The sequence below is a fragment of the Marisediminitalea aggregata genome, from assembly GCF_900129565.1.
GTDB classification, from domain to species: domain Bacteria; phylum Pseudomonadota; class Gammaproteobacteria; order Enterobacterales; family Alteromonadaceae; genus Alteromonas; species Alteromonas aggregata.
This window is the reverse complement of record NZ_FQWD01000003.1, coordinates 509000-534049: the sequence shown is the minus strand read 5'-3', so window position 1 is coordinate 534049 and position 25050 is coordinate 509000. Positions and strand designations below refer to the sequence as shown.

Here is a 25050-nt window from a genome sequence, read left to right as displayed (position 1 = left end):
GCTTATTCGGCGTCTGGTGATTTAGTTATGCCAGGGGCGGACTCAATTTGCTCTGCCTCTTCTTTTACCGGCGTGGCCAGTTCTGCCAGTTGCGCTTTTAGTTCATCGCGGCGTGCTTTCAGCGCGTCTTTTTGTTCACTGTCAGCCCCGGACAGCTGCTCCTGGATAGCAGCCAGTTCCGCTTCCACGGTCATTTTGTCGCGTTGAATGGCTTCTGCCTCTTCGGCCTTGTCGAATAATATATCTTCCGGACGAGGGGCGTCAGGCTCATTGACCTGCACAATGCGTTGCCTCACCGGTATCATTACGCGGTCGTCAGGTTGTGGTCGGGAATTGACGAACGTGGGTGAAACAATTTCAATATTAGCATTATGCAAACAGTCCAACACGGCTTTGTGTAGCTTTGAACGCGCACTGATCATGCTTTTTACATCGGTAAGGAGCCCTGCGATTCGGTATGTAACAGAAAAGTCGCCTAGTGAAATAACCTGAACAAACGGCTCTTCTAATCCCGCTTCGGTGCCTGCCTGTAACAAATGCTGTTCAACTTTACTGTGGTGTATTTCGTATCCCAGGCTGAGTTCAACTGACACAATTGCCCCCGACGAACGTACCACGGTCACCGGACTGTTAATCAAAATCGTGTTGGCAAAAGCAATAAGTTCACGGGTTTCTGTCTGAATTTCGGTTTCCAAAAGTCCCATTTCGGCTACGCGCCCAGAAAAGCCGTTCACCCTTACAAAGTCGCCTAATCGGAAAGGTTTGTTGAAACGCAACACCAAGCCGGCCATGACATTCGAGACAATGGTGGTAGACGAAAACGCAATGACACCCGAGAGTAAAATACCGATTAGCGCCAGGATCTGGTTTTGAATGGCTTCGCTAAGCGGCAATGACAATACAAACGCAATGACACTGACGAAGGTAAGCAACAGCATGATAAGCTGCCGGGGTAGCCTTTGGTCACTGGTTAAGTGCGTATTGCGGCGGATCAGTAACCAGTGGAAAAAAGCCAGGCCCAGGCCAATGACACATAAGGTAAGCAGAGAAGGAATGTAATCAGCCAGGTGCGCCATGTAATCAACTCAGATAATTGTTCTGGGCACACTGTATCGGGGCATGCGAGTGAAGTAAATAGGCGAAGGGGTAGTTCGAGGAGAGAATAAAGCCGGGATATCAGAGAGATACCCCGGACTCTTACAGTGAAGCTTAGTACTCGAACATTGCCGAGATAGATTCTTCGTTGCTGATACGACGAATCGTTTCTGCCAGCATTTCAGACAATGTCAACTGCTTAACTTTACCAATTGCGCGCATATCTGCAGCAAGAGGAATTGAGTCGGTGATAATAATTTCATCAATCACTGAATCACGTAAGTTATTTGCCGCGTTGCCTGAGAAGATAGCGTGTGTTGCATATGCATACACTTTACGAGCACCGTGCTGTTTTAACGCATCGGCGGCTTTCGCCAGGGTTCCACCTGTGTCGATCATGTCGTCAACAATGATACAGTCGCGGTCCTGCACATCACCAATGATGTTCATTACCTGTGCAACGTTTGCTTTAGGACGACGCTTGTCGATAATGGCCAGATCGGTATCATTCAACAACTTAGCTGTTGCACGCGCACGCACAACACCACCAATGTCAGGTGAAACAACAACTGGATCAACGAAATCGCGCTGGAACATGTCGTTCAACAGGATTGGCGTACCGAAGGCATTATCTACCGGTACATCAAAGAACCCTTGAATCTGCTCAGCGTGTAAATCGATGGTGAGTACACGGTCAACGCCCACGTTAGACAGAAAATCCGCAACCACTTTTGCGGTAATGGGTACACGCGCTGAGCGAACACGACGGTCCTGACGGGCATAACCAAAATACGGGATAACGGCTGTAATACGGCCTGCAGATGCACGGCGTAAGGCGTCGATCATAACGATCAACTCCATCAGGTTATCATTGGTGGGCGCGCACGTAGACTGGATAATAAAAACGTCCGAGCCACGGACGTTTTCATGAATTTCTACTGCGATCTCGCCGTCACTAAAACGGCCGACGGTGGCGTTGCCAAGCTTGGTGTAAAGGCGATCAGCAACTTTCTGGGCTAATTCAGGAATCGCGTTACCTGCAAAGAGCTTCATGTCTGGCACAAGTGTTTCCTCAGTGCTTTGATAGTAGGAGGTGGCTGGGGTAGCTGGACTCGAACCAACGGATGGCGGGATCAAAACCCGCTGCCTTACCAACTTGGCTATACCCCATCAAATTGTTGTCGTTAGATTAGAGACACTTGTTCTAATTTTAATAAAAGCGGCGAAGTATTCATACCTTTTGCGACGAATCCCGACCATTTTGATGGCAATTGTTTATGCACATCGCTGGCCTGTGACACTGTCTCAAATTTGGCAAAAACACACGCGCCCGTGCCAGTCATCCGCGACGGTGCGTAGTGTACCAACCACTGTAATAATTTTGCAACTTCCGGATGCGCATTAAAGACAATTTGCTGGCAATCGTTATGGGTAGATTCAAATTCGTAATCCTGCCATCGCATTGGCGGGGTATCTCGCGGCAGTTCAGGATGCCCGAATACCTCAGCAGTCCCCACGTGTACGCCCGGGAACACCACTAAATACGCTTGTTCCGGGAGTGTTGTTGGATGAATATCTTCACCCACACCACCGGCAAACGCGGTCTTTCCGCGTACAAATATCGGTACATCTGCGCCTAATGTCAGCCCCAGTTCTGCCAGCTCATCGGTGCTGAGTTTGCACTGCCAGTAATGGTTGAGCGCAACCAGTGTGGTGGCGGCATTAGATGACCCGCCACCTATACCACCACCCATAGGTAATTGTTTATCCAATAAAATATCGACGCCCTGACTAACATTACAATGGCGCTGTAGCATGCTGGCGGCGCGATAGACCAAATTATCTTCAGTATTCACCCCGGGAATTTCCGGGCTAACCGTGATGTCACCCGTTGTATTCAGACTAAAAGCCAGACGGTCCCCGGTGTCTAACATCTGAAACAGGCTTTGTAACTGATGGTAGCCATTGGGGTATCGGCCGAGAATATGAAGAAATAAATTGAGCTTGGCGGGACTGGGCCACCAGTCTGGAGTTAATTGAGTGTCCATTTATAAATTCGAATTTTAATTGAGTGATCAGGCTGTAATGGGTTGGTAAGCGTGAGCGCGTGGGGCAGCCAAACATCGTCCACTTGCTGATATCTGCCGTAACTGACTATCCAGCCGGCACATTGTTGGCAGGCGGGTTTGAGCTCCGACACCAAACCGTGCTCGTCTAACTGGTAAATATCGCCGGTTTTTGGCACGCCTTTGATCCAACTGAGCAACTGATTAACCGGTATATCCCATCCTGTCATTTGATATAACAACAGACTGGCACTGGGATCAGTGTAGGTTTCACCATCGGCCTCCAGCACGGCACCGTCACGGGTATTTTGCATGTCGACCAGCGTGATACCCAAAAAGTTGCTGAGGCGAAATTCAAAATCAGGTTGTTGGGTCTGCCAGCGTAAATTGGCGCTTAATGACTGGTCGGGGTGTTTAATGGCCAGCTTGCCACTGATTTCCCAGGTTGAAATCTGGCGTAACTTTGCCAGTTGTTCGGGTAAATCAATTTGCCCTTCTGGTTGAGGTAAACGCGCTGCACACCCACTGACTAAGACGATTAAAAAACCTACAAAAAGGTGTCGTAACACGGTCAAACCTAAAAAATCTATTAAAACGATAGTGGAACATAGAACTACCAGCACTTTCAATCATTTTGGCTTTTTCGTACAATGCCGCTCCATTGTAGCTGTTGTCGAACCTCATGACCCTGATTGCCCTCGGAATAAACCACAAAACCGCTCCGGTTGAACTGCGAGAAAAAGTCGCGTTCACCCCGGATTCGCTGGTTGAGGCGTTGTCATCGTTGAAATCCTTCGACGGCGTGGAAGAGTCGGTCATTGTCTCTACCTGTAACCGCACTGAGCTTTACGTCACCGCAGATAACGTTGACACCAGCCAGTTAATCGACTGGTTAGCGTCGTTTCATGGAGTCGACCGCGAACAGCTCAACGCAAATGCCTACATCTACGAGCAAGTCGCTGCTATCGAACACATTATGCGTGTAGCGTGCGGGCTTGATTCGCTGGTATTGGGCGAGCCGCAGATTCTGGGGCAAATAAAGCAAGCCTATAATCATGCCCGTCATTCAGGTTTAGTCAGTACTCAGTTCGACAAGTTGTTTCAGCACACATTTACCGTTGCCAAGCGGGTGCGAAGTGAAACGGAAATAGGCGCCAATGCCGTGTCCGTTGCTTATGCCGCAGTGCAGTTAGCCAAACACATATTCGCGCGCTTGCCCGAACGTTCCGTGTTACTGGTTGGCGCAGGCGAAACCATCGAACTGGTCGCTCAGCATTTAAAAGAACAAGGCGTTAAACGCTTGGCGGTTGCAAACCGGACCTTGGCACGGGCGGAAAACCTGGCAAGTTCACTGGATGCAGAAGTGATGACGCTGAGCCAGCTACCAGAAAAGCTCCACCAGTTTGATATCGTAATCAGTTCGACTGCCAGTCAGTTACCGCTGATTGGTAAAGGCATGGTCGAGGATGCGCTTAAACAGCGACGTAATTTGCCCATGTTTATGGTGGATTTGGCTGTCCCACGCGATATCGAGGCTCAGGTAAATGAGCTGGGCGATGCCTACTTATATACCGTGGATGATTTGCAGCATATCGTGCAGCAAAATATGGCATCACGGGAACAGGCCGCCGCCCAGGCTGCCGGGATTATTGAGCAGCAAGTCGGTAGTTTTTTGCAGTGGCAACAGTCCCGTCAGAGTGTCGATCTGGTGAAACAATACCGCGACAGAGGTAATCAGCAGCGTCAGGAATTACTCGACAAAGCGCGAAAACAAATTCAGGAAGGTCAGTCAGCAGAAGACGTTGTAGAAGAACTGGCCTATAAATTAACTAATGCATTACTTCACGCACCGACTCGCGCGCTGCGTGATGCCTCAACTCAGGCCGATCAACGCACAACCCGATGGCTGGCTAAAGCGTTTGAACTGGACAACCCTGACAACAGGTAACCGTCACACATATATCAGGAAAAGTATGAAAGAGTCCGTAGTCATTAAATTGGAAAACCTCGTAGAACGCTTCGCCGAAGTGCAGGCGCTGCTGGGTGATCCTGACACCATTAGCAACCAGGAGAAGTTCCGCGCGTTGTCTAAAGAGTTCAGCCAGTTAGAAGATGTTGTGGCGGGGTTTAATGCGTATCGTCAGGCCGAAGAGGACTTAGCGTCTGCGCAGGAAATGCTGCAGGAAGAGGACGCTGAGATGCGCGAGATGGCGCAGGAAGAAATCAAGGTCGCCAAAGAAGAGATTGACCGTCTCGAATCTGAACTGCAAATTTTGTTACTGCCGCGCGACCCAAATGATGATCACAACTGCTTCCTTGAAATCCGCGCGGGTGCAGGTGGTGACGAAGCGGCTATTTTTGCCGGTGATTTGTTCCGCATGTACAGCCGTTATGCTGAAACCAAAGGCTGGCGTATCGAGTTGGTAAGTGCCAACGAAGGCGAGCACGGCGGTTTTAAAGAGGTGATTGCCAACGTATCAGGTGACGGTGCCTATGGCGTGATGAAGTTTGAATCTGGTGGCCACCGCGTGCAACGTGTGCCGGAAACGGAATCACAAGGTCGTATTCACACTTCTGCCTGTACAGTCGCTGTGTTGCCAGAAATCCCTGAATCTGAGGCAATTGAAATTAACCCGGCAGATTTGCGTGTCGATACCTTTCGTGCGTCCGGTGCCGGTGGTCAGCACGTTAACAAAACTGACTCCGCCATTCGTATTACGCACATTCCTACAGGCGTAGTGGTTGAGTGTCAGGACGAACGTTCACAGCATAAAAACCGCGCTAAAGCGATGTCGGTGTTACAGGCTCGTTTGAATCAAATCGAACAGGACAAGCGCGACGCAGAAGAAGCCTCCACCCGCCGTAATCTGGTGGGCAGTGGTGATCGTTCAGAGCGTATCCGTACCTATAATTTCCCACAAGGACGGGTAACAGACCATCGCATCAACCTGACATTGTATCGTCTGGACGAAGTCATTGAAGGTAGTCTTGGTCTGCTGCTGGAACCTATCCGTCAGGAACATCAGGCCGACCTGTTGGCTTCACTGGCAGATAACTAAGTGACAGCGGGCTCGGGTAAAACCATAGCCGATGCCGTTCAGTGGGCAACGCAATCACTCGAGGGCGGGGAATCGCCCGCTGTGGATGCCAGGGTTTTGGTTTGCCACGTTATGGATTGCCAGCAAAGCTATTTGTATACCTGGCCCGAGAAACTACTTTCCGACGCGCAATTCAGTGCGTTGGCTGAGTTGGTCGCCAAGCGGCAACAGGGGTATCCGGTTGCCTATCTTGTTGGCAAACGCGGCTTTTGGGAGCTCGAGTTAAACTGCAATCCTTCAACGCTAATACCGCGCCCTGAAACTGAATTATTGGTTGAAACCGCGCTCGCATTGCCCCTGGCTGAAACAGCCAATGTGTGTGATTTAGGTACCGGAACTGGCGCTATAGCACTGGCTTTGGCCTCCGAACAGCCTGGCTGGACGGTAACCGGCGTTGACCGCATTCCACAAGCCATCGAACTGGCAAAAAGCAACGCAGCATTAAATGGACTAGCTGGCCTGAACTGGCTGGAGAGTCACTGGTTTAGTGCTTTACACCCCGATCAGCATTTTGACCTGATCGTCACTAATCCTCCCTACGTAGAAAGCAGCAGCCCGTATTTGCATGAAGGTGATGTGCGGTTTGAACCCCATTCGGCATTAACAGCAGGTGAAGATGGTCTGGATGATATTCGCCTTATCATTGCACAGTCGCCAGCGTATTTATCGAATGGCGGATGGCTGCTGATTGAGCATGGTTACACGCAACATCAAGCCATAAACGCCTTGCTACGTGAGCATGGCTTTACTCAGTGTCGTGGCGTTAAAGACCTCAATGGTCTGGACCGTATAACCATGGGTCAGTGTACTGCCTGAAAGCCTGCCTGTTGATCTGCATCTATGGCAGTGGACACTTTACCCTAATGCACTATACTTCTGAATCGACGGCTTGTATAACTCTATGATATGTGGCTGAAAAAGCAGTAAGTCGGCAACCAGTTATCCCTATGACCCCAGATGGGGAATATGACACAAAAGGAATGCGTTACATGAACGATGATGATGTATTGTTTGTAGATGAAGATGATGAACCGGAACAAGGAGAGATCGGTTACTGGAAAGTACTGATTGTTGATGACGAACCTGAAGTGCATGCCGTTACGCGTTTGGCCCTCAATGATTTTACCTTAAACGGCAGAGCGCTTACGTTTTTAAGCGCATACGATGGCGAAGAAGCTCGTCGTATGTTTCGCGAACACAACGACATCGCCGTCGTATTACTGGATGTAGTAATGGAGTCTGACGACGCCGGTCTACGAGTGGCTGACTACATCAGAAACGATTTGGAAAATCACTTCACACGCATAATCCTGCGCACCGGCCAGCCCGGTCAGGCCCCGGAAAAAGACGTGATCATCAATTACGATATTAATGATTACAAATCCAAAACCGAACTCACCGCGCAGAAGCTGTTTACCGTGATCATTGCTGCGCTTCGTTCTTACCGGGACATTATTGTTATTGAAGAAGCCCGAGCCGGTTTGGAAAAAATTATCGATGCCTCTGCTGATTTGTTTTCCTCGCGTTCACTCGAGCGCTTAATGCAAGGTTTGATTCAACAGCTCGCGTCTATTTTAGGCGGCGCCAAGAACGCGGCCTACATTACCTCAGCGGTTGCAGTATCCAAACCAATAGGCACATTGGGGGATTTGTACATTTTCGCAGGGAACGGCGAATACTCCGGTAAGGAAGGCGGGCGCTTGCGAGAGTCGTTGTCTGAATTTGAATATGACTTGTGCCAGCAAGCACTCCAACGCAAGGAAGTCGTGTTCGCTGACGAGCATTTGGTTGCTTACTGCAAAAGCAATGTGAACCGTGGCTCATTGCTATTTTTAACCGGTCTGCCTCGCCCGGTAAATGAAATGGATATTCAGTTGGTGCAGAAGTTTTCTGAAAACGTCCAGATAGCGTTCGACAACCTGCTCAATTCCCGCGAAGTCAGTGATACCCAGAATGAAATCGTGCAGCGACTGGGGCAGGCACTGGATGGCCGGGAACTCGACAATAATCATGTTAAACGCATAGTGGCGATGACCGAGACACTCGCATTAAAAGCCGGCATGAACGAAAGCGCATTGCAAATGTTGCTGCTTGCTGCGCCCTTACATAACATAGGGAATTCTTATGTACCGCGCTCGATACTCAACAAATCAGAAACACTCTCTGATGAAGAGTTTCATCAAATTCAGATGCATGCCGAGTTTGGCTACCAGGTCTTTAAAGACTCAAAAAGGCCTATCATTAAAATGGCTGCTCAACTGGCCAGGCATCACCATGAACGCTGGGACGGAGAAGGGTATCCGGACGGCCTGAAAGGTGAAAAAATCAGTTTGGAAAGCCGTTTAATGGCCATACTGGATACCTTTGATGCGCTGTACAATTCCCGGGTCTACAAACCTGCCTGGCCGTTGGAAAAAGTGCAGGAAACCATGCAAGAAGCGGCCGGAAAGCAGTTTGATCCGCAATTGATGCAAATATTTATCGAAAACATCGACAAGTTCGTGGAAATTCAGCAACAATACCCCAGTCAATCTAACTAATAAAAAGGAATCGCGATGTACATGATGGCGAAACACCTGCACATGACAGCCGTTGGCATCAGTGTGCTGTTGTTTGTTTTTCGTTTTATCTATGGCCAGATGAACCCTTCATTTCTACAACAAAAATGGGTCAAGGTCGTACCGCATATTATCGACACCGTGTTACTTGGTAGCGCAATCTGGTTATGTGTGATTTTATCTCAGTACCCAATTGTTAATAGCTGGCTGACTGCTAAGGTCATCGGCGTGATCGGTTATATATTGTTTGGTTTGCTGGCGCTTAAATCAGAAACCCCGGTTAAAAAGTGGGGCGGTTTTGCCGGTGCATTGATTGTATTGGGTGTAACGGCTAAAGTCGCGATAACCAAGCAAGTCTTCTTCTTGTAATTTTTTACTCCTGACAGGACACATCATCATGACTCAAATTTCGCAGGTTACAGTGGGCAATATCACTGTCGCGAATGATAAGCCATTTGTTTTATTTGGCGGAATGAACGTACTGGAATCACGCGACCTTGCAATGCGGATTGCGGAACACTACGTTGAAGTTTGCCAAAAGCTCGATATTCCCTATGTATTTAAAGCGTCCTTCGACAAGGCAAACCGCTCGTCCATTACGTCCTTTCGCGGACCGGGTATGGAAGAAGGGCTGAAGATCTTTGAAGAAATCAAGTCGACGTTTAACGTTCCACTCATCACCGATGTGCATGAGCCGTATCAGGCGGCACCTGTTGCTGAAGTGGTAGATGTTATTCAACTGCCTGCTTTTTTGGCTCGCCAAACTGATTTGGTCGTTGCTATGGCCAAAACGGGGGCTGTAATTAACGTAAAGAAGCCTCAGTTCTTAGCACCACATGAAATGCGTCATATCATTAAAAAAATTGGCGAAGCCGGCAATGAAAACGTCATTTTGTGTGAACGTGGTAGCTGTTATGGTTACAACAACCTGGTTGTCGATATGCTGGGTATGGATGCCATGAAAGAATACGCTCCGGTTATTTTCGATGCGACACACGCATTACAAATGCCTGGCGGCAGAGAAACGTCGGCTGACGGACGACGTGCACAAGCTGCGCAATTGGCGCGTAGTGGTATGGCTCTGGGCCTTGCCGGATTATTTATCGAATCTCACCCGAATCCGGATGAAGCCAAGTGTGATGGTCCTTGTGCGTTACCGCTTTCCAAGCTGGAAGGGTACCTGACACAAATGAAAGCGCTCGATGAGCTGGTGAAGGGCTTTGCACCACTGGATACCAGTGCAAACTAAGTAGCGTGATTTCGCGACCTGATATGCTCTGCGGCGTGTAGCCGCAGCGCATACGGCAGGTGTGAAATGTCTTTATTATTCAGCGCGTGTGGCTGAATTCAGTGCTGATTCACCTTCATAAAGGTTAACCAATAGCGCGTTTTCTACTTTATTGGGATTGTGTTGATCGGTCAGCAGGTTTTGTTGTGCCTGGGCTTTTACCGATGTTTCAATGCTTGGAGCCGGTAACTCTACGCTAATTGCGAAAGTGACAGGGGTGACAGTCGGACTTACTGTCGCAACTTCACTCGCATTAGAAAAGAATGGTACTATTAGCGCGCTTAACGCGATACTTGTTAAAATTGATTTAGTCATATTCACACCTAATTAATTTAATGGTTTTGATTGTTTCAATATTGTTAAGATTTTACAAAATTTAAAAATTTTAACCTCTTGTCTTTTAAAGAGGTTTTTTAAGTTCGGGTAAATAATAAACAGTAATTTCGGTGCTGAAAAATGAAAAAAATTGCGGGTTTTAAATTAGAAAAACTAATGGGTTTGTCACCTGCTTGTCACATTGGATAATTGTTGAATGCACCGACGTCTTCCACCCCTGAATGCCCTGAAAGCCTTTGAGGCCGCGGCCCGGCACCTGAGTTTCACCCGTGCCGCTGATGAGTTGTTCGTTACCCAGGCCGCTGTGAGTCATCAAATAAAGGCACTTGAAGAATTCTTATCACTCAAGCTATTTATTCGCCGAAACCGCACGCTACTGCTCACTGAAGAAGGGCAGGCCTATTTTTTAGAGCTCAAAGACATCTTTAAAAACCTGCAGGATGCAACTGAACGGTTACTGGCAAGAGGCAGTAAAGGCGCTATTACGGTTGCAACACCACCTAGCTTCGCCAGTCAATGGCTGGTGCCGAGGATCAGTAAATTTAGCCTGGCCTACCCCGATATTGATGTGCGCCTCAAAGCCGTCGACTTCGACGAAGGCTTCCTGGCCGACGATATTGACGTGGCCATTTATTACGGCCGCGGACGCTGGAGTGGGATCCAGGCAGAGAAACTGCATACGGAATTCTTAACGCCGTTGTGTTCGCCCAGTTTATTTCAGGGTAGCAAGCCACTGAACTCCCTGGCTGATTTGAAGCACCATGTGTTGCTGCACGACTCCAGCCGGGCAATTTGGAAAATGTGGTTAAAACACTTTAATGTTTACGGCGTAAATGTGAATCAGGGGCCCGTCTTCAGCCATTCCATGATGGTCATGCAAGCCGCGGCGCTGGGGCAGGGTATAGCGCTTGGTAACTCGGTGCTGGCAAAACCAGAGTTAGACGCCGGTCGTCTGATCATGCCTTTTGAAGAGAAATTAGAAAGCCGTGACGCCTATTATCTGGTGTGTCACGAAGGCCAGGCTGAAATGGGGAAAATTGCCGCGTTTCGGGACTGGGTGATGAATTTAGTACAAGAAGAACAAGCTTATGTGTAACTGGTGGGTCACTGAGCCCGACAACCCGAAAGCAACGTTGATATTGGCGCACGGCGCGGGAGCTGGCGCAGAATCAGATTTTATGCAGGACATGGCTGAGCAATTAGGTGAACTAAACTTACGCGTGGTGCGATTTAATTTCCCCTACATGACGCAAATTGCGGAGACAGGGAAAAAGCGGCCGCCAGATAAGATGACGAAACTGGAAGCTCACTATAAAGAGGTTATTGAACAGGCCTTCGCTAAATGGCCAAACGAGCCTCTATACATTGGTGGAAAAAGCATGGGGGGGCGGGTTGCGACACTCATTGCACAGGATACCAAAGCGGCAGGCGTTGTCGCATTGGGGTATCCATTTCATCCGCCTGGCAAGCCAGAGAAGCTGCGAACAGCGCACCTTGAGGCATTCGAAAAGCCACTGCTCGTTATACAGGGCGAAAGGGACACGTTTGGCAATCAGCAGGAAGTGAACGATTACGCACTGCCTGAGGCTGTCACAACACAATTCCTTGCCGACGGCGACCACAGTTTTAAACCCCGAAAAGCCAGTGGCCTGTCCCAGGCCGAGCATATCGCTACGGCCGCACAGTGGTGCGCGGCATTTATTCTGGAACAACAATGAAATTATCGTTAATCATTGGCGCCGTATTGGGGCTAACCGCGGTTATATTGGGCGCGTTTGGGGCGCATGGGCTTAAACATGTGCTCGATGCAGGGGCTCTCAATACCTTTGAAATCGCGGTGCGATATCAGATGTATCACGCGTTGGCTATTCTTCTGATTGGCGCATTGTCCCATGTGGCCAGTGTGACTTGGTTAAGACGCGCCGCTATAGGGTTCATTGCTGGTGTTGTGTTATTCAGTGGCAGTTTATATCTGTTGATTTTTACCGGCCAGAAATGGCTTGGGCCGATAACACCGCTGGGCGGATTATGTCTGATGGTAGGGTGGGGCTTTACGGTTATTGCGCTGACTAACGGTGCGGATAACGGCGCAGATAATAGCGCGAAGAAAGGAGCTTGTGACCATGAGTAGTGTTCTGGCTTATTGTCGCCCGGGTTATGAAGTGGATCTGGGCAATGAAATCCTCGCACTAGGCACAGAAAAAGGGTTGTATGGCTATCCGCAGTTCAAAGCGAACAGCGGCTTTGTGCAATTTGTTTTTCACCAGGATGCCGATGCGTCGTCGTTTGTAAAGTCACAGCCGGTTGATCAAACAATCTTTGCCCGCCAGCTTTTTGAGGTCCTTGCTGACGTCGACATTGAAGATAAAAGTGACCGAATAGGGCCTATTATCAGCAGCCTGACCGAATTAGCCGATGTTCCTAGCTGTGGTCTGCTGTTTGTTGAACACGCCGATACCGAGGCGGGTAAGGAGCTGGCAAAACTCTGTAAGAAGATTGCGGTCCCCATGCGGCAAGCTTTCCGCAAACAGGGCTGGCTAACCAAAGCTGAACAGACGAACCTGCCTGCAATGCACGTGTTTTTTACCGATACAGACCGATGCTTCGTGGGCGTTAGCGACAGCAAAGGCCGCAGTCCGTTTGCCAATGGTATATGTCGATTAAAATTTCCATCACAGTCACCCAGTCGCTCTACCCTTAAGTTAGAAGAAGCGCTGTTGTTAATGCTGACCGACGAGCAGCGTGAAGCGATATGCCGTCCCGGCGCCCGGGCTGTGGACTTAGGCGCTTGTCCGGGAGGCTGGACATATCAGTTGGTATCACGGGAAATGCATGTCGAAGCTGTCGACAACGGCAAAATGGCCGACCATTTGATGGCAACCGGGTTAGTCGACTACCGCCCGGAAGACGGATTTCGCTATAAGCCGCAGTTTGGTCAGGTCGAGTTATTGGTGTGCGACATGATTGAAAAACCAGACCGGGTGGCCGATCTCATGGCGTCCTGGCTTTGTAAGCGGTGGACAAATCACGCCATCTTCAATTTAAAGTTGCCGATGAAACGGCGATATGAGACCGTATACACCGCAATTCAGTCGGTCAAAGCACAACTGGCTGAGCAAAAAATCCGGGCGACGATAAATGTCCGGCATCTGTACCACGACAGGGACGAAGTCACTGTTGCGGTAATTCGTGCTTTGTAAAAGATTTTTGATTATATATCATTGAGTTAGGTGGGTTCTACAAAGGAGCCGCCAGAATAGTTGCAGTCTTTTTTCAGAAAGGACTGTAAATCTGGTGGTGAAATCCTTTATAATCCCGCCGTTTTTTTATTCTGAACCTATTGAAAGTGAACTAATGGCAGACTTATCTCATTACAGAAACATTGGTATTTTCGCCCACGTAGACGCGGGTAAAACCACCACTACAGAACGTATTTTGAAACTTACCGGTAAAATCCATAAAACCGGTGAGGTGCACGACGGTGAGTCAACGACTGACTTTATGGAACAGGAAGCTGAGCGTGGTATTACTATCCAGTCTGCTGCGACTACCTGTTTCTGGAAAGATCACCGCATGAACATCATCGATACTCCAGGACACGTTGACTTCACTGTTGAAGTATATCGTTCACTGAAAGTATTGGATGGTGGTATCGGTGTTTTCTGTGGTTCAGGCGGTGTTGAGCCTCAATCAGAAACTAACTGGCGCTATGCTAACGAATCTGAAGTAGCCCGTGTAATCTTCGTAAACAAACTGGACCGTATGGGTGCAGACTTCTACCGCGTTGTTGGTCAGGTTAAGAAAGTACTGGCGGCTAACCCGTTAGTAATGACGCTGCCAATCGGTATTGAAGACGAATTTAAAGGCGTTGTTAACCTGCTGGACATGAAAGCGTACATTTGGGACGATTCAGGTCTGCCAGAAAACTACGAAGTAGTTGATATCCCAGCAGATATGGTTGACAAAGCGAACGAATACCGCGAGCAAATGATCGAAACTGCGGTTGAGCAGGACGACGATCTGATGATGGCTTACATGGAAGGCGAAGAACCTTCATTAGAAGACATCAAGCGTTGTATCCGTAAAGGTACTCGTGACCTGGCGTTCTTCCCAACTTACTGTGGTTCTGCATTTAAGAACAAAGGTATCCAATTGGTACTGGATGCGGTTGTTGACTTCCTGCCTTCTCCAACTGAAGTTGATCCACAGGAGCTGACTGACGAAGAAACAGGTGAGCCTACTGGTGAAGTAGCGACAGTATCTGTTGACGAGCCATTCCGCGCACTAGCGTTCAAAATCATGGACGACCGTTTCGGCGCTCTGACCTTTATTCGTATTTACTCTGGTAAGCTGAACAAGGGTGATACCATCCTGAACAGTGCTACTGGTAAAACTGAGCGTATCGGCCGTATGGTTGAGATGCACGCTGACGAACGTACTGAACTGCAATCTGCACAAGCCGGTGACATCCTGGCTGTAGTAGGTATGAAGAACGTTCAGACTGGTCACACTTTGTGTGATCCTAAGCACCCTTGTACCCTTGAGCCGATGATCTTCCCTGAGCCGGTAATCTCGATTGCTGTTAAGCCTAAAGATAAAGGCGCTAACGAGAAGATGTCTATCGCTATCGGTAAACTGGTAGCAGAAGATCCGTCGTTCCAGGTTGAAACTGACGAAGATTCTGGCGAAACCATCCTGAAAGGTATGGGTGAGCTGCACTTAGACATCAAAGTAGACATCCTGAAGCGTACTTACGGCGTTGAGCTGGAAGTAGGTCAACCACAGGTTGCTTACCGTGAAACTATCACTACGCCGGTAGAAGATAGCTACACGCACAAGAAGCAGTCTGGTGGTTCTGGTCAGTTCGGTAAAATCGATTACCGCATCAAGCCAGGCGAGCAAAACTCAGGCTTCACGTTCACCTCTACCGTTGTTGGTGGTAACGTACCTAAAGAATTCTTCCCTGCTATCGAAAAAGGCTTTAAGTCTATGATGGACCAGGGTGTTCTTGCTGGTTACCCAGTACTTGACGTTGAAGTTGAACTGTTCGACGGTGGTTTCCACGCAGTTGACTCATCAGCAATCGCGTTCGAAATCGCAGCGAAAGGTGCATTCCGTCAGTCAATTCCAAAGGCTAACCCGCAACTTCTTGAGCCTATTATGAAAGTTGACGTGTTCTCTCCGGAAGACAACGTTGGTGACGTAATCGGTGACCTTAACCGTCGTCGTGGTATGATCAAAGATCAGGAAGCTGGCGCAACTGGCGTTCGTATCAAGGCTGATGTACCTCTGTCAGAGATGTTTGGTTACATCGGACACCTGCGTACTATCACTTCTGGTCGTGGTCAGTTCTCAATGGAGTTCAGCCATTACTCGAACTGTCCTCAGAACGTAGCTGACAAAGTAATCGAAGAAGCAAAAGCGCGTAAAGCCGCTAAGTAATTTCAGATTACGCTAACACATTTAAAACCCGCCTTCTGGCGGGTTTTTTGTTTCCGGGTATTTTTAAGGTATTGTTATTCGTCATTGCAGTGGCTAACATTCATCGCTGTGAGTCAGGGATAGAAAATTAAGATTACGGATATAACCATATGCAAACTTTGATTACGTTACTGCAACGAATCGCAATATTTTGGATGTGTATTACAGCCCTTGTCGGGTGTAACTCTACACCATCCATCTCTAAACCCGCCCCTCAACTATCGTTATCTCTCGCTACAGGGCTTTACGGGCACTCAATGGTTAATGATGGAGAGCGCTTATTTGTAATTGGCGGAACAAGTGAACAGGGTCCGTCCGGCGATATTGAAGTGATTAATCCGGATACCAATAAAACCGAACTGCTTAAAGACAAAATAGTCCCAAGACGCTATTTCAGTGCCGTTTGGGATGGTAAAGAATCCATTTATGTTATTGGCGGAATCAGTTGGCATAAGGGGCGTTCTTATTTGCAAACGATTGTCGAAGTATTCAATACCCGTACCTATGAAGTGACGCAAACGGCGGAGCATTATCGCGCCACACGTATGAATACTGCTGCATTGGTTGATAATAAGATCTATGTTTTTGGTGGCGAAGCGGCCGGTAAAAAACTGCGCAAAGGACTTGTTTATGTGCCATGGGTGAGCGTGTTTGATCTGACCAGCCAAACCTGGTCTGAACTGCCCGATATGCCCAGCGCGTATGCAACGCGAGCCACTGAATTTAATGGCGATATTTATGTTGCCGGCGGCTTCAATGGCCGGAAGCAGTTCAAGGACTTCTATAAATTTAATCCTGCAACCGCAGCGTGGAGTGAATTGGCACCAATGCCAGTAGGAACCAGTGCCCATTCAATGGTATCAACGGACACGGGTCTGTTTACCTTCGGTAATTATAATGCGTTAGATCAGGTCCTGCATTTTGACTTTGACAGTGGTCAATGGGTAAGCGCTGAATTTTCCTTTAGTCCGAGCCGACATAACGCCAGTACGGTGATGTCCGGTAAGATATTTGTAGCTGGTGGTACAATTGCTAGCCGTGGCTCACACATCAACTATTTGCAGGTATTTACGCCTGAACCCTGAGTAGCACATGGCTAAAAAGCTGCCGGTTAATCCCAGTAGTGAATACCTGCACAATCCGCTTTGGTGACGCAGATCAACACATCCAAGTACTATGTATATTAGATTTAGTATATGTAGGGGGTGTCTTATGACCAACGAAAAGTTAATCTTATTACTCAAAATTATCATGAGTACAGGAATCTGTTTGATTCTGGCGGGTATTTACTGCCACATGTACAGCGACACCATTGAAGCGATGGGCGTCACGGGCATTGTAATTAGTGCCTGTTTGGTAGCGGTAGGCATGATAATGTCGTTGCCCACCAAAATGTATTTAACCTTTATGTTAGTTAAGCGTGAAGCCGATGCCGCTACCCGAAGTAACTAACCTCAGTTAAGTTGTTCGATGTGGTAGCCTTGTTCTGCTAGCAAGGCCAGGACACTTTTGTCTCCCGCCAAATGCATAGTGCCAACCAGCACAAATTCGGTTTCAGGCGAGTTCATCATAGTGGTTAGCATGGGAAGCCAGTTTTGGTTTCTTTCCGTCAGTAAGGTATTAAATACGTCGGGAAAAGAGGCTTCGAACTCTTTCATTGACGTTTCTTCCATGGCATTCATATCGCCCTCGCGCCAGAACACTTTAAGGTCGCCAATGGACTCTTTGATTTTCTTCACATCCTCCAGCGCGTAGCGAATGATTTGGTCTTCATCGCCGTCGCCCATACTTTGAATAAAGGTAAGCTGCTGCTGAGGTGTTTCAAACCAGTCCAACTGTTTGTTGTCCATCATGGCTTTGAAATAATAGAATTCGTCGACGCCCTGACTCGTTAGCCCCAGATTTCTAAGCTCAACAATGCTTAACGTTACGCTAATCAGTGCAGGGGTATAACTTGCGAATGCGTCGATTGATAAATCTCGGGAAGCGAGATGTGATGCCAGAGCTTCATACGTGTCAGGACTCAGCACATCACTCAACTGGGTTCCATCCTGATAGGTCAGTAGAGACAGGGTATCCTGTTGAAAAGCCGGCGAATTAAGACCCGCGATGTCGGTTTCAAATACCAGTTTAGACGCTTCATTGTAGGCTTCTGCATAGGCATCCGGGAGCGGGAAATCGTTAGGGCTGAGCAGATGTAGTGTACCGCCAATGTAAAGTGTGCGCTCGCCTTGAGTCACTTTCCAAACTGACGCGCTGTAACCAGATAATGACCAAACTAAAAAACAGAACGAAACGAGAAGACGCATTAACTTCCAACAGTAATAACAAAAACCACAATCTATCTGTTATCACGAGCTGGCGCAATGACCGATTTTATTATTAAAACCAGAGAAATGGATGCATTATCTGTTAGTGCTTCCACCAATGATGTCGCCACGCGGGTATGCCCAGTTCTTTGATGGTTTCGTACAAAGTCTGCCGGTCTTCTTTATTCAGAAAGTCACCAATGGCTACACTGTTTTCAGCTGACACCAGCTTGAGTTGAGGCAGGTACCAGTCCTGAGGACTTTCGGACAACTCCATATGTGTATCTTCTCTGGGTAGGGAAACGGATTTCACCGCTTTATTACTGTATTGCACGTGAATCTGATGTTTTTCGATGGAGACGGATTGATTGCTGTAAGTGAGTAAATTTACCCGATAGAGCAAAAAACAAAATAAGCCTATTTCAATGCCCGCAAAGGGAAAAACCAACCACACGCCGACAATGGCCCACACAACGGCAATGATGAATGCAACACTTGCCATTAGCCACATCAGCCATTTGCTGTCTCGCCAGCTTGCTGAACGGTTGGGTGTTAGGGTAACCAACGTGTAATGTGCGTGATGTTTTACGGTAACCATACCCTACCTGAGTGCCCGGAAGTGTTCATCCTGCTTGTGCCGTGACTTAACTATAGCAAGGTCTGAGTGAAATACCGGTTGTCTTTTAGTTTAAGAATGAGCATCGCAGAATACGTGTTTCACCCGTAGAGTATGTTTGTCATCTGACTCTGGATGATCGCTATATGTTGAAAGCCTTGTTCGACAGATTTAAATAGTACCGGAAGGACGCCTTGATAAAGCCCTTATGCTCATAGTATGCTTGTGTCGCCTTCCGTTCCAGAGATGTAGTTACCTCTAGTTGCGCACATGCACGTTGCCGGGCCTTTACCTGAGCAAATTGAATCAATTGCGTGCCTACGCCTGTTTTTCTGACCTGCTCGTCAACGACGATGGCAGTTATTCGGCAATTCTGTTTTTGAATTGGGAAATAGTAAAAATAAATCAGTGACATGAAGGCAATGACCCGGCCTTCGAGTGTTGCTACGTAAAGATCGGAATGCGGGTCCTGTGAATCTAAACCGGATTTTATCTCCGCAATAGAAGCATTGTAGCCGAGCTGAACTAACAAGGCCTGAATGCGCTCGGCATGGGCTATGTCAGCTTTTGTAATTTCGAGCATAACCATTCATCCTTTTAGCAATTCCGTTTTGTCTCGTTCAGTCTGCACAATAGCATTCAGAGAATACAGGGTTCAAATTCATGGCGAGGGTCGGTGTTAGTACGGAATGATGACAGAGGAAATTTTATACGAGGTCGTTGGAAGGGATGATGTCAGGGCTTTACAGAATTGAAGGTGTGAACGAAGAAATAGGTGATGCAAGAAGAATGTGTTGCTAAAGCATAAGTAATGTCTTTAGATTAGCTGTCGAGCAATGTAAGAGCTCGAACTTAGTTGTTGTAACCCGTGATTTGCACAAAGAACGCGTGAGGAGAAAGTGATTTTTTTATTACAAACCATTGACCGTTTTATTTACTGTCTTAGTATCAGGTCACAATAACGATAAAGAAGACAATGTAGTGTTAAAGCAGGTAGTTTTTAGTCCGGTGTGGTGGGTCTTGCTTGTTAGCTGGCTCGTTCTGATTGGCAACCATCCTTCGTTTCCAACGGTCATTCCGGAGTTCGGCCCCTTCATGTTGCTCGGCATTATAGGTGCCATATTTGCCAATGCGACAGGGGCTGGCGGCGGGGTGGTGTTTGTGCCTTTTTTTCAACAATTGCAGTTTACGGCAGAGTCCGTGATCGCAACCAGTTTTTCCATTCAGTGTTGCGGCATGACCGCAGGGGCGATTAGCTGGCAGCAGTATTTCAGGCATGGACCAGAGTCGAATTCACAATGGCCATTATTAAAGCGTGTTGTAGGCATTACGGCTATTGGATCATTAGGCGGCATCTGGCTGACTCAGTATGGTCTCAGTGAGTCGCTGCCAGCTATGTCATTTCGCCAGTTTGGCGCCCAGTTACATATTGGGTTTGGGGTTTTCTCGATTTTACTGGCGCTGGGGATCTTTGCCTCTATTTTGTATTTAAAGCGTGCTTCTACGCGCACTGAATTGACGACTATTGACTTGCTGGCATTAATTACTGTGAGTGGATTGGGGGGCATTGTAACAGCGTATTTGTCGGTCGGAGTGGGCGAACTTGTTGCGGTTTACCTTATTTTTCGTGGCTTCAGCGTTACTTTTTCAATTGCCGCTGCGGTCATACTCTCTGCTATCTCAGTGTGGGGTGGGGTCTACTATCACATTGTTGTTACCGAAGCAGTAGTCTGGGGCGTTGTCTTGTTTGCAGGAGCAGGCGCCATACTTGGCGGTCGGCTTGCGCGGTATCTGGTACTGTGGTTTTCTCCTCGTCAGGTAAAAGTGTTTTTTGCAGGATGGGTACTTTTACTGGGGCTCGCCAGTTTGTTCTAGCTCATCAGAGCAGTGTCGGTAAGTGGGATTTTTGTTGTGTTTGTGGCACTTACAGACAAGTAAGGGTATAAATCTTTAGTCGTAGTATTATATTTCAATATACGATTGGGTGGCGATGACTGATATGATTGTCGACATCTTATCAAACAAGGGATTTGGTATGCCTGCAAATGATTACGCACCGAATGATCGGTATTTGGTCAAACAGGCTGAGTGGAGCAAGGATGCCGTTATTTATCAAATCAATGTCAGGCAGTTTAGCCAGGCAGGCACATTTGAAGCCGTTACTCAGCGACTTGCCGACATCCAGTCTCTAGGTGTTTCTATAATCTGGTTGATGCCCGTTCACCCTATAGGCGAAGTGCACCGCAAGGGCGCTCTTGGCAGCCCATATTCAGTAAAAGATTACCTGGCGATTAACCCCGAATTTGGCGATGAGGCCAGCTTTCAGTCGCTGGTCGACAGAGCACACGTATTAGGGTTAAAGGTCATTATAGATTGGGTGCCAAATCACAGTGCTTGGGATAACCCACTGGTTACTGATCATCCTGACTGGTATGCCAAAGACTACAAAGGCGATTTTCGGCCGTCCCCTTGGTGGGATTGGAGCGATATTATTGAATTTGATTATAGTAATCCTAAACTTCGTAAGTACATGATTAACGCCATGTGCTATTGGGTTAAACAGTTTAATATCGATGGATTTCGTTGCGATGTGGCTGGCTATGTGCCTAATGACTTTTGGCAGCAGTTGCGTCAGGCACTGGATGCCATAAAACCTGTTTTTATGCTGGCTGAATGGGAGAATCGCGACTTACACGAGCAGGCGTTCAACATGTCCTACGCCTGGAGTTGGAACGAAACCATGCACGATATTGCAATGGGGCGAGCCAGTGTAGATAGGCTCAGAAAGTACTATTCGTGGAATGAACGTGCCTGGCCTCGCAGCGCATACCGAATGACCTTTGTGAGTAATCACGACAAAAATGCCTGGGACGGCACGCAACATGAGCAATTTGGCGACTGCCTGGAAGCGGCGATTGTGTTGTCTGTGCTAGGAGAAGGGATGCCGCTTATTTACAACAGTCAGGAAGCGGGCGAGTCTAAGCGGTTGGCATTTTTCGAACGCGATCCTATCGACTGGCAACCACATCCTGTTGGCGAGTTATACGGTAAATTGATTAGACTCAAGAAACGGCTGCCCGCGCTATGGAATGGCCCGTTTGGCGCAACCATGATTCAGGTGCCCAATTCACAACCTGATCAGGTGTTCAGTTTCGTGCGGATGCAGGACTGCGGTAAAGTGTTTATTGTATTAAACCTGTCAGCTCAATCCGTAACAGTGAACTTCAGCGAGCGCCTGTTTGAAGGCAAATACTTTGAGTTAGCTAATGAAAGCATTGAAGAACTGAAAGCTGGCAGTGAACTGAGTCTGGCGCCGTGGGGCTACCGCATTTACTTCAGTGCAGTGATGCCGAAAATTTAAGCTGTTAATGCAATCGTTCACGGTTTAACCGCCTGTCAGGCTAAACACAGACGTTTTCTAAATTATTTGGCATAATACCCGTTTTGGTACATCACACAGAGAAGCTATGCCCACGTTAAGTGAAGTGTTTTCGGGCACCGGATTACTAGCAGAGTCGATAAACGGGTTTAAGCCCCGACAGGCACAAACTGATATGGCGAAAGCCGTAGCGAGAGCCATTAACCAATCGCATAGCGTGATCATTGAAGCCGGTACCGGAACCGGTAAAACCTTCGCTTATCTGGCGCCGGTGTTGCTTGCAAAAGGTAAAGCTATAATCTCCACTGGTACTAAAAACCTTCAGGAACAGCTTTATCACCGCGATTTGCCGGTCATTAAAAAAGCGCTGGCCAGCAACCGCAAAACGGCGTTGCTCAAAGGTCGTGCTAATTACCTTTGTACCCATCGTCTTGGTCAGCATGGAGGCAACTCCACGCTGGTTGAAAGCGACGTACTCAATGAGTTATCCATCGTAAGGACTTGGGCCAATACCACTAAAACCGGTGATGTGGGTGAAATTAAAACCCTGCCTGAAGATGCCAGAGTCCTGCCGCTGGTGACCTCGACCGTAGACAATTGTCTGGGCAGAGACTGCCCGGATTACGAAGACTGTTATCTGGTGAAAGCCCGTAAAAAAGCCATGGACGCAGATATTGTGGTGGTAAATCACCACTTGTTCTTTGCCGACATGGCATTGAAAGACACGGGTTTTGGCGAATTGATCCCCGATGCTGAATGCATAGTTTTCGATGAAGCTCACCAAATTCCTGATATTGCCAGTGAGTACTTTGGTGAAGCCGTATCAACCCGACAAATTCAGGATATCAGTAAAGAAATTACGCTGTTGTATCGCACGGTGTTAAAAGACGCAGAGCAACTGGAAAAAGCAGGCGAGAAGATGCGAATGCAGGCGGCAGATTTACGTCTGTTATTTGCGGATAAACCTGCCAAAGGTAATTGGGTTGAACACCTGGAACGCGAAGAAGTTCGTACGCAAATGTCGCGTTTAGAAGATGCTGTTGGCGTGGTATACGACGTGTGTAAACTGCACATTGGCCGCGACAAAGATCTCGACAACCTGTTTGATCGCATTGTGCAGGTCCGTGAGAAGCTGGCACTGTTTACCACAGATCAACACGATGGCATGAGCCTGTGGTATGAAACCACTCCTAGGCACATTGTGTTACACATGACACCGCTTTCCATCGCTGCTAAGTTTCGTCGTTTTGTTGAAAGTGAAGAGCGTGGTTGGGTGTTTACCTCCGCTACGCTGGTGGTGAATAACGAATTTACCCATTTCCAGCGACGTATGGGACTGGAGAGTGCTAAGACACTGATGCTGGACAGTCCGTTTGACTATGCGAAACAGGCATTACTGTGTGTTCCCCGGTACTTACCTGAACCGCATCAACCAGCTATGCGTCAGTCGTTGGTAGAAGTTAGCCAGCGACTCGTGAAAGCCAGCAACGGGCGTTGCTTTCTACTGTTTACCAGTCATAAGGCTATGCAAGAGGTGGCGGCTGCGCTGCAAGATAAAATCAGCAACCCGATTTTAGTACAGGGCAGCACCTCCAAACAGGCGTTGTTAACCCAGTACCTGGCTGACCCGGAAGCGGTATTACTCGGCACAGGGGCGTTTTGGGAAGGCGTCGACGTAAGGGGCGACGATCTCGTTTGTGTCCTTATCGATAAACTGCCATTTGCAGCGCCCGATGATCCCTTATTGCAAGCGCGTCTGGAAGACTGTAAAAAGAACGGCGGTAACCCATTCGGCAGTATTCAGATCCCGCAGGCGGTTATCACATTGAAGCAGGGCGCAGGGCGGCTTATTCGCGATCCCGAAGATGTCGGTGTATTGGTGATTTGCGATAATCGCCTGGTCACTAAACCTTATGCGCAGACTTTCCTGGGCAGCTTACCGCCAATGAAGCGCACACGTGATCTTGCCGAAGTAGAATCTTTTTTAGTTAAAACCCAACATCGTCAAAGCGATAAGAAGAAGACCAAATCATGAACATGTTAACCATAGATACGGCTACTGAAGCCTGTTCTGTTGCACTTCAGTACAATGGCAAAGTGTATACCCGTTATGAGGTTTGCCCGCAGCAGCATAGTCAAAAGATTCTGACGATGGTAGATGAGGTTATGCAGGAAGCCGGCGCAAAAATGAAATCGCTGGACGTTCTGGGTTTTGGTCGTGGACCTGGAAGTTTTACTGGCGTGCGTATTGCTACGGGTATCATTCAGGGGCTGGCGCTGGGTGCTAAACTGCCTGTAGTTGGTGTGAGTACGTTACACGCAATGGCGCAACAGGTTATCTCCAGCCAGTCCGCAGACAATGTTGCCGTAGCGATAGATGCCCGCATGAGCGAAGTGTATTTTGCGCGCTATCAAAACATCAATGGCATTGCTGAATTGCTGGGTGAGGAACAGGTACTGCCGCCTGAACAAGCGGCGACTCAGGTTACCGAACAAACCAGCGTATTCGCTGGCACGGGGTGGCAGGCTTACCCGGCACTGACTGAGGTACAGGGCGAAGCCGTGGTATCCGTGACATATCCTTATGCCAGACACATGCTGCCTCTCGTTGAGCGAGCTTACGAGGCCGGAGAAACAATGACTGCGGAATCCATTACGCCGGTGTATTTGCGCGACACCGTCACCTGGAAAAAGCTACCAGGCAGAGAATAGTCAGGCCTGAAAATTGCATTTGTTTTTCAAATTAATTCGAGCGCTATTTGAAATACAGCAATCGTTATTTGAATCATTGCAAACGTGCCGATATCTCGTCGGTGTTTTTAAC

The 25050-nt window shown here is 48.1% G+C and carries 25 protein-coding genes and 1 tRNA gene; 17 read left to right on the top strand and 9 right to left on the bottom strand.

Annotated elements, in window-relative coordinates:
• Nucleotides 1-2: 2 nt before the first annotated feature.
• The 5 genes from BUB81_RS10365 to lolB all read right to left on the bottom strand — a co-directional run bounded on the left by BUB81_RS10365 (nucleotide 3) and on the right by lolB (nucleotide 3730).
• Nucleotides 3-1076 (bottom strand): mechanosensitive ion channel family protein, encoded by a 1074-nt coding sequence (locus BUB81_RS10365; RefSeq protein WP_073322358.1) that lies wholly within the window; start codon nucleotides 1074-1076, stop codon nucleotides 3-5.
• A gap of 133 nt (nucleotides 1077-1209) precedes the next feature.
• Nucleotides 1210-2157 carry a ribose-phosphate pyrophosphokinase gene (locus BUB81_RS10360; protein WP_073322356.1) on the bottom strand — a complete coding sequence of 316 codons (948 nt, stop codon included), beginning with the start codon at nucleotides 2155-2157 and terminating at the stop codon, nucleotides 1210-1212.
• 32 nt (nucleotides 2158-2189) lie between these two features.
• Nucleotides 2190-2265, bottom strand: a tRNA-Gln gene (locus BUB81_RS10355).
• A 14-nt stretch (nucleotides 2266-2279) separates the two neighbouring features.
• Nucleotides 2280-3143 carry a 4-(cytidine 5'-diphospho)-2-C-methyl-D-erythritol kinase gene (gene ispE / locus BUB81_RS10350; RefSeq protein WP_073322354.1) on the bottom strand — a complete coding sequence of 288 codons (864 nt, stop codon included), beginning with the start codon at nucleotides 3141-3143 and terminating at the stop codon, nucleotides 2280-2282.
• Entirely contained in the window at nucleotides 3128-3730 is a 603-nt protein-coding gene (lolB, locus tag BUB81_RS10345; protein WP_073322822.1) for a lipoprotein insertase outer membrane protein LolB, read from the bottom strand. Before lolB ends, ispE begins: the two co-directional genes overlap by 16 nt.
• Before the next feature lie 113 nt (nucleotides 3731-3843).
• Between lolB and hemA the strand changes: the two genes are divergently transcribed.
• From hemA to kdsA, 6 genes are all read left to right on the top strand, one after another.
• Nucleotides 3844-5109, top strand: coding sequence for a glutamyl-tRNA reductase (gene hemA, locus BUB81_RS10340; protein ID WP_073322352.1), 1266 nt, complete (start codon nucleotides 3844-3846; stop codon nucleotides 5107-5109).
• A gap of 25 nt (nucleotides 5110-5134) precedes the next feature.
• Nucleotides 5135-6220, top strand: a complete 1086-nt coding sequence (prfA, locus tag BUB81_RS10335; RefSeq protein ID WP_073322350.1) for a peptide chain release factor 1 — start codon at nucleotides 5135-5137, stop codon at nucleotides 6218-6220.
• Nucleotides 6221-7075 (top strand): peptide chain release factor N(5)-glutamine methyltransferase, encoded by an 855-nt coding sequence (gene prmC / locus BUB81_RS10330; protein WP_073322348.1) that lies wholly within the window; start codon nucleotides 6221-6223, stop codon nucleotides 7073-7075.
• A 173-nt stretch (nucleotides 7076-7248) separates the two neighbouring features.
• Nucleotides 7249-8799, top strand: a complete 1551-nt coding sequence (locus BUB81_RS10325) for a response regulator (protein WP_073322346.1) — start codon at nucleotides 7249-7251, stop codon at nucleotides 8797-8799.
• A gap of 21 nt (nucleotides 8800-8820) precedes the next feature.
• Entirely contained in the window at nucleotides 8821-9186 is a 366-nt protein-coding gene (locus tag BUB81_RS10320; RefSeq protein WP_245819156.1) for a SirB2 family protein, read from the top strand.
• A gap of 28 nt (nucleotides 9187-9214) precedes the next feature.
• Nucleotides 9215-10066, top strand: coding sequence for a 3-deoxy-8-phosphooctulonate synthase (kdsA, locus tag BUB81_RS10315; RefSeq protein ID WP_073322342.1), 852 nt, complete (start codon nucleotides 9215-9217; stop codon nucleotides 10064-10066).
• Between the two features lie 75 nt (nucleotides 10067-10141).
• Here the strand turns inward: kdsA and BUB81_RS10310 are convergent, their stop codons facing one another.
• The gene (locus BUB81_RS10310; protein ID WP_073322340.1) at nucleotides 10142-10420 is read right to left on the bottom strand and encodes a hypothetical protein; all 279 of its coding nucleotides are present in this window, start codon (nucleotides 10418-10420) and stop codon (nucleotides 10142-10144) included.
• A 217-nt stretch (nucleotides 10421-10637) separates the two neighbouring features.
• On the opposite strand from BUB81_RS10310, the gene BUB81_RS10305 reads away from it, so the two are divergent.
• The 7 genes from BUB81_RS10305 (at nucleotide 10638) to BUB81_RS10275 (ending at nucleotide 17374) form a co-directional block, all read left to right on the top strand.
• Nucleotides 10638-11537, top strand: a complete 900-nt coding sequence (locus tag BUB81_RS10305; RefSeq protein WP_073322338.1) for a transcriptional regulator GcvA — start codon at nucleotides 10638-10640, stop codon at nucleotides 11535-11537.
• A complete protein-coding gene (locus tag BUB81_RS10300; protein ID WP_073322336.1) occupies nucleotides 11530-12159 on the top strand; it encodes an alpha/beta family hydrolase in 630 nt (209 codons plus the stop codon). Before BUB81_RS10305 ends, BUB81_RS10300 begins: the two co-directional genes overlap by 8 nt.
• A complete protein-coding gene (locus BUB81_RS10295) occupies nucleotides 12156-12572 on the top strand; it encodes a DUF423 domain-containing protein (RefSeq protein ID WP_073322333.1) in 417 nt (138 codons plus the stop codon). Before BUB81_RS10300 ends, BUB81_RS10295 begins: the two co-directional genes overlap by 4 nt.
• Entirely contained in the window at nucleotides 12565-13641 is a 1077-nt protein-coding gene (rlmM, locus tag BUB81_RS10290; RefSeq protein ID WP_073322331.1) for a 23S rRNA (cytidine(2498)-2'-O)-methyltransferase RlmM, read from the top strand. The genes BUB81_RS10295 and rlmM overlap by 8 nt, the downstream gene beginning before the upstream one ends.
• Nucleotides 13642-13795: 154 nt before the next feature.
• Nucleotides 13796-15883, top strand: a complete 2088-nt coding sequence (fusA, locus tag BUB81_RS10285) for an elongation factor G (RefSeq protein WP_073322821.1) — start codon at nucleotides 13796-13798, stop codon at nucleotides 15881-15883.
• 296 nt (nucleotides 15884-16179) lie between these two features.
• A complete protein-coding gene (locus tag BUB81_RS10280; protein ID WP_073322329.1) occupies nucleotides 16180-17007 on the top strand; it encodes a Kelch repeat-containing protein in 828 nt (275 codons plus the stop codon).
• A 127-nt stretch (nucleotides 17008-17134) separates the two neighbouring features.
• Complete coding sequence (locus BUB81_RS10275) at nucleotides 17135-17374, top strand: hypothetical protein (protein ID WP_073322327.1); 240 nt, start codon at nucleotides 17135-17137, stop codon at nucleotides 17372-17374.
• Between the two features lie 2 nt (nucleotides 17375-17376).
• On the opposite strand, the gene BUB81_RS10270 is transcribed toward BUB81_RS10275, so the two are convergent.
• From BUB81_RS10270 to BUB81_RS10260, 3 genes are all read right to left on the bottom strand, one after another.
• Nucleotides 17377-18231 carry a TraB/GumN family protein gene (locus BUB81_RS10270; protein ID WP_073322325.1) on the bottom strand — a complete coding sequence of 285 codons (855 nt, stop codon included), beginning with the start codon at nucleotides 18229-18231 and terminating at the stop codon, nucleotides 17377-17379.
• Between the two features lie 103 nt (nucleotides 18232-18334).
• Entirely contained in the window at nucleotides 18335-18829 is a 495-nt protein-coding gene (locus BUB81_RS10265) for a DUF2244 domain-containing protein (RefSeq protein ID WP_073322323.1), read from the bottom strand.
• Nucleotides 18830-18989: 160 nt separating this feature from the next.
• On the bottom strand, nucleotides 18990-19430 hold the full coding sequence (locus BUB81_RS10260) for a GNAT family N-acetyltransferase (RefSeq protein ID WP_245819155.1): 441 nt from the start codon (nucleotides 19428-19430) through the stop codon (nucleotides 18990-18992).
• Between the two features lie 398 nt (nucleotides 19431-19828).
• Between BUB81_RS10260 and BUB81_RS10255 the strand changes: the two genes are divergently transcribed.
• The 4 genes from BUB81_RS10255 (at nucleotide 19829) to tsaB (ending at nucleotide 24938) form a co-directional block, all read left to right on the top strand.
• Entirely contained in the window at nucleotides 19829-20722 is an 894-nt protein-coding gene (locus BUB81_RS10255; RefSeq protein ID WP_073322819.1) for a sulfite exporter TauE/SafE family protein, read from the top strand.
• Between the two features lie 124 nt (nucleotides 20723-20846).
• Entirely contained in the window at nucleotides 20847-22208 is a 1362-nt protein-coding gene (locus BUB81_RS10250) for an alpha-amylase family glycosyl hydrolase (protein ID WP_425435072.1), read from the top strand.
• A 106-nt stretch (nucleotides 22209-22314) separates the two neighbouring features.
• A complete protein-coding gene (gene yoaA, locus BUB81_RS10245; protein WP_073322317.1) occupies nucleotides 22315-24261 on the top strand; it encodes a DNA repair helicase YoaA in 1947 nt (648 codons plus the stop codon).
• Nucleotides 24258-24938: a tRNA (adenosine(37)-N6)-threonylcarbamoyltransferase complex dimerization subunit type 1 TsaB gene (gene tsaB, locus BUB81_RS10240; protein WP_073322315.1), complete on the top strand. Its 681-nt coding sequence runs from the start codon at nucleotides 24258-24260 to the stop codon at nucleotides 24936-24938. Before yoaA ends, tsaB begins: the two co-directional genes overlap by 4 nt.
• Nucleotides 24939-25050 lie beyond the last annotated feature (112 nt).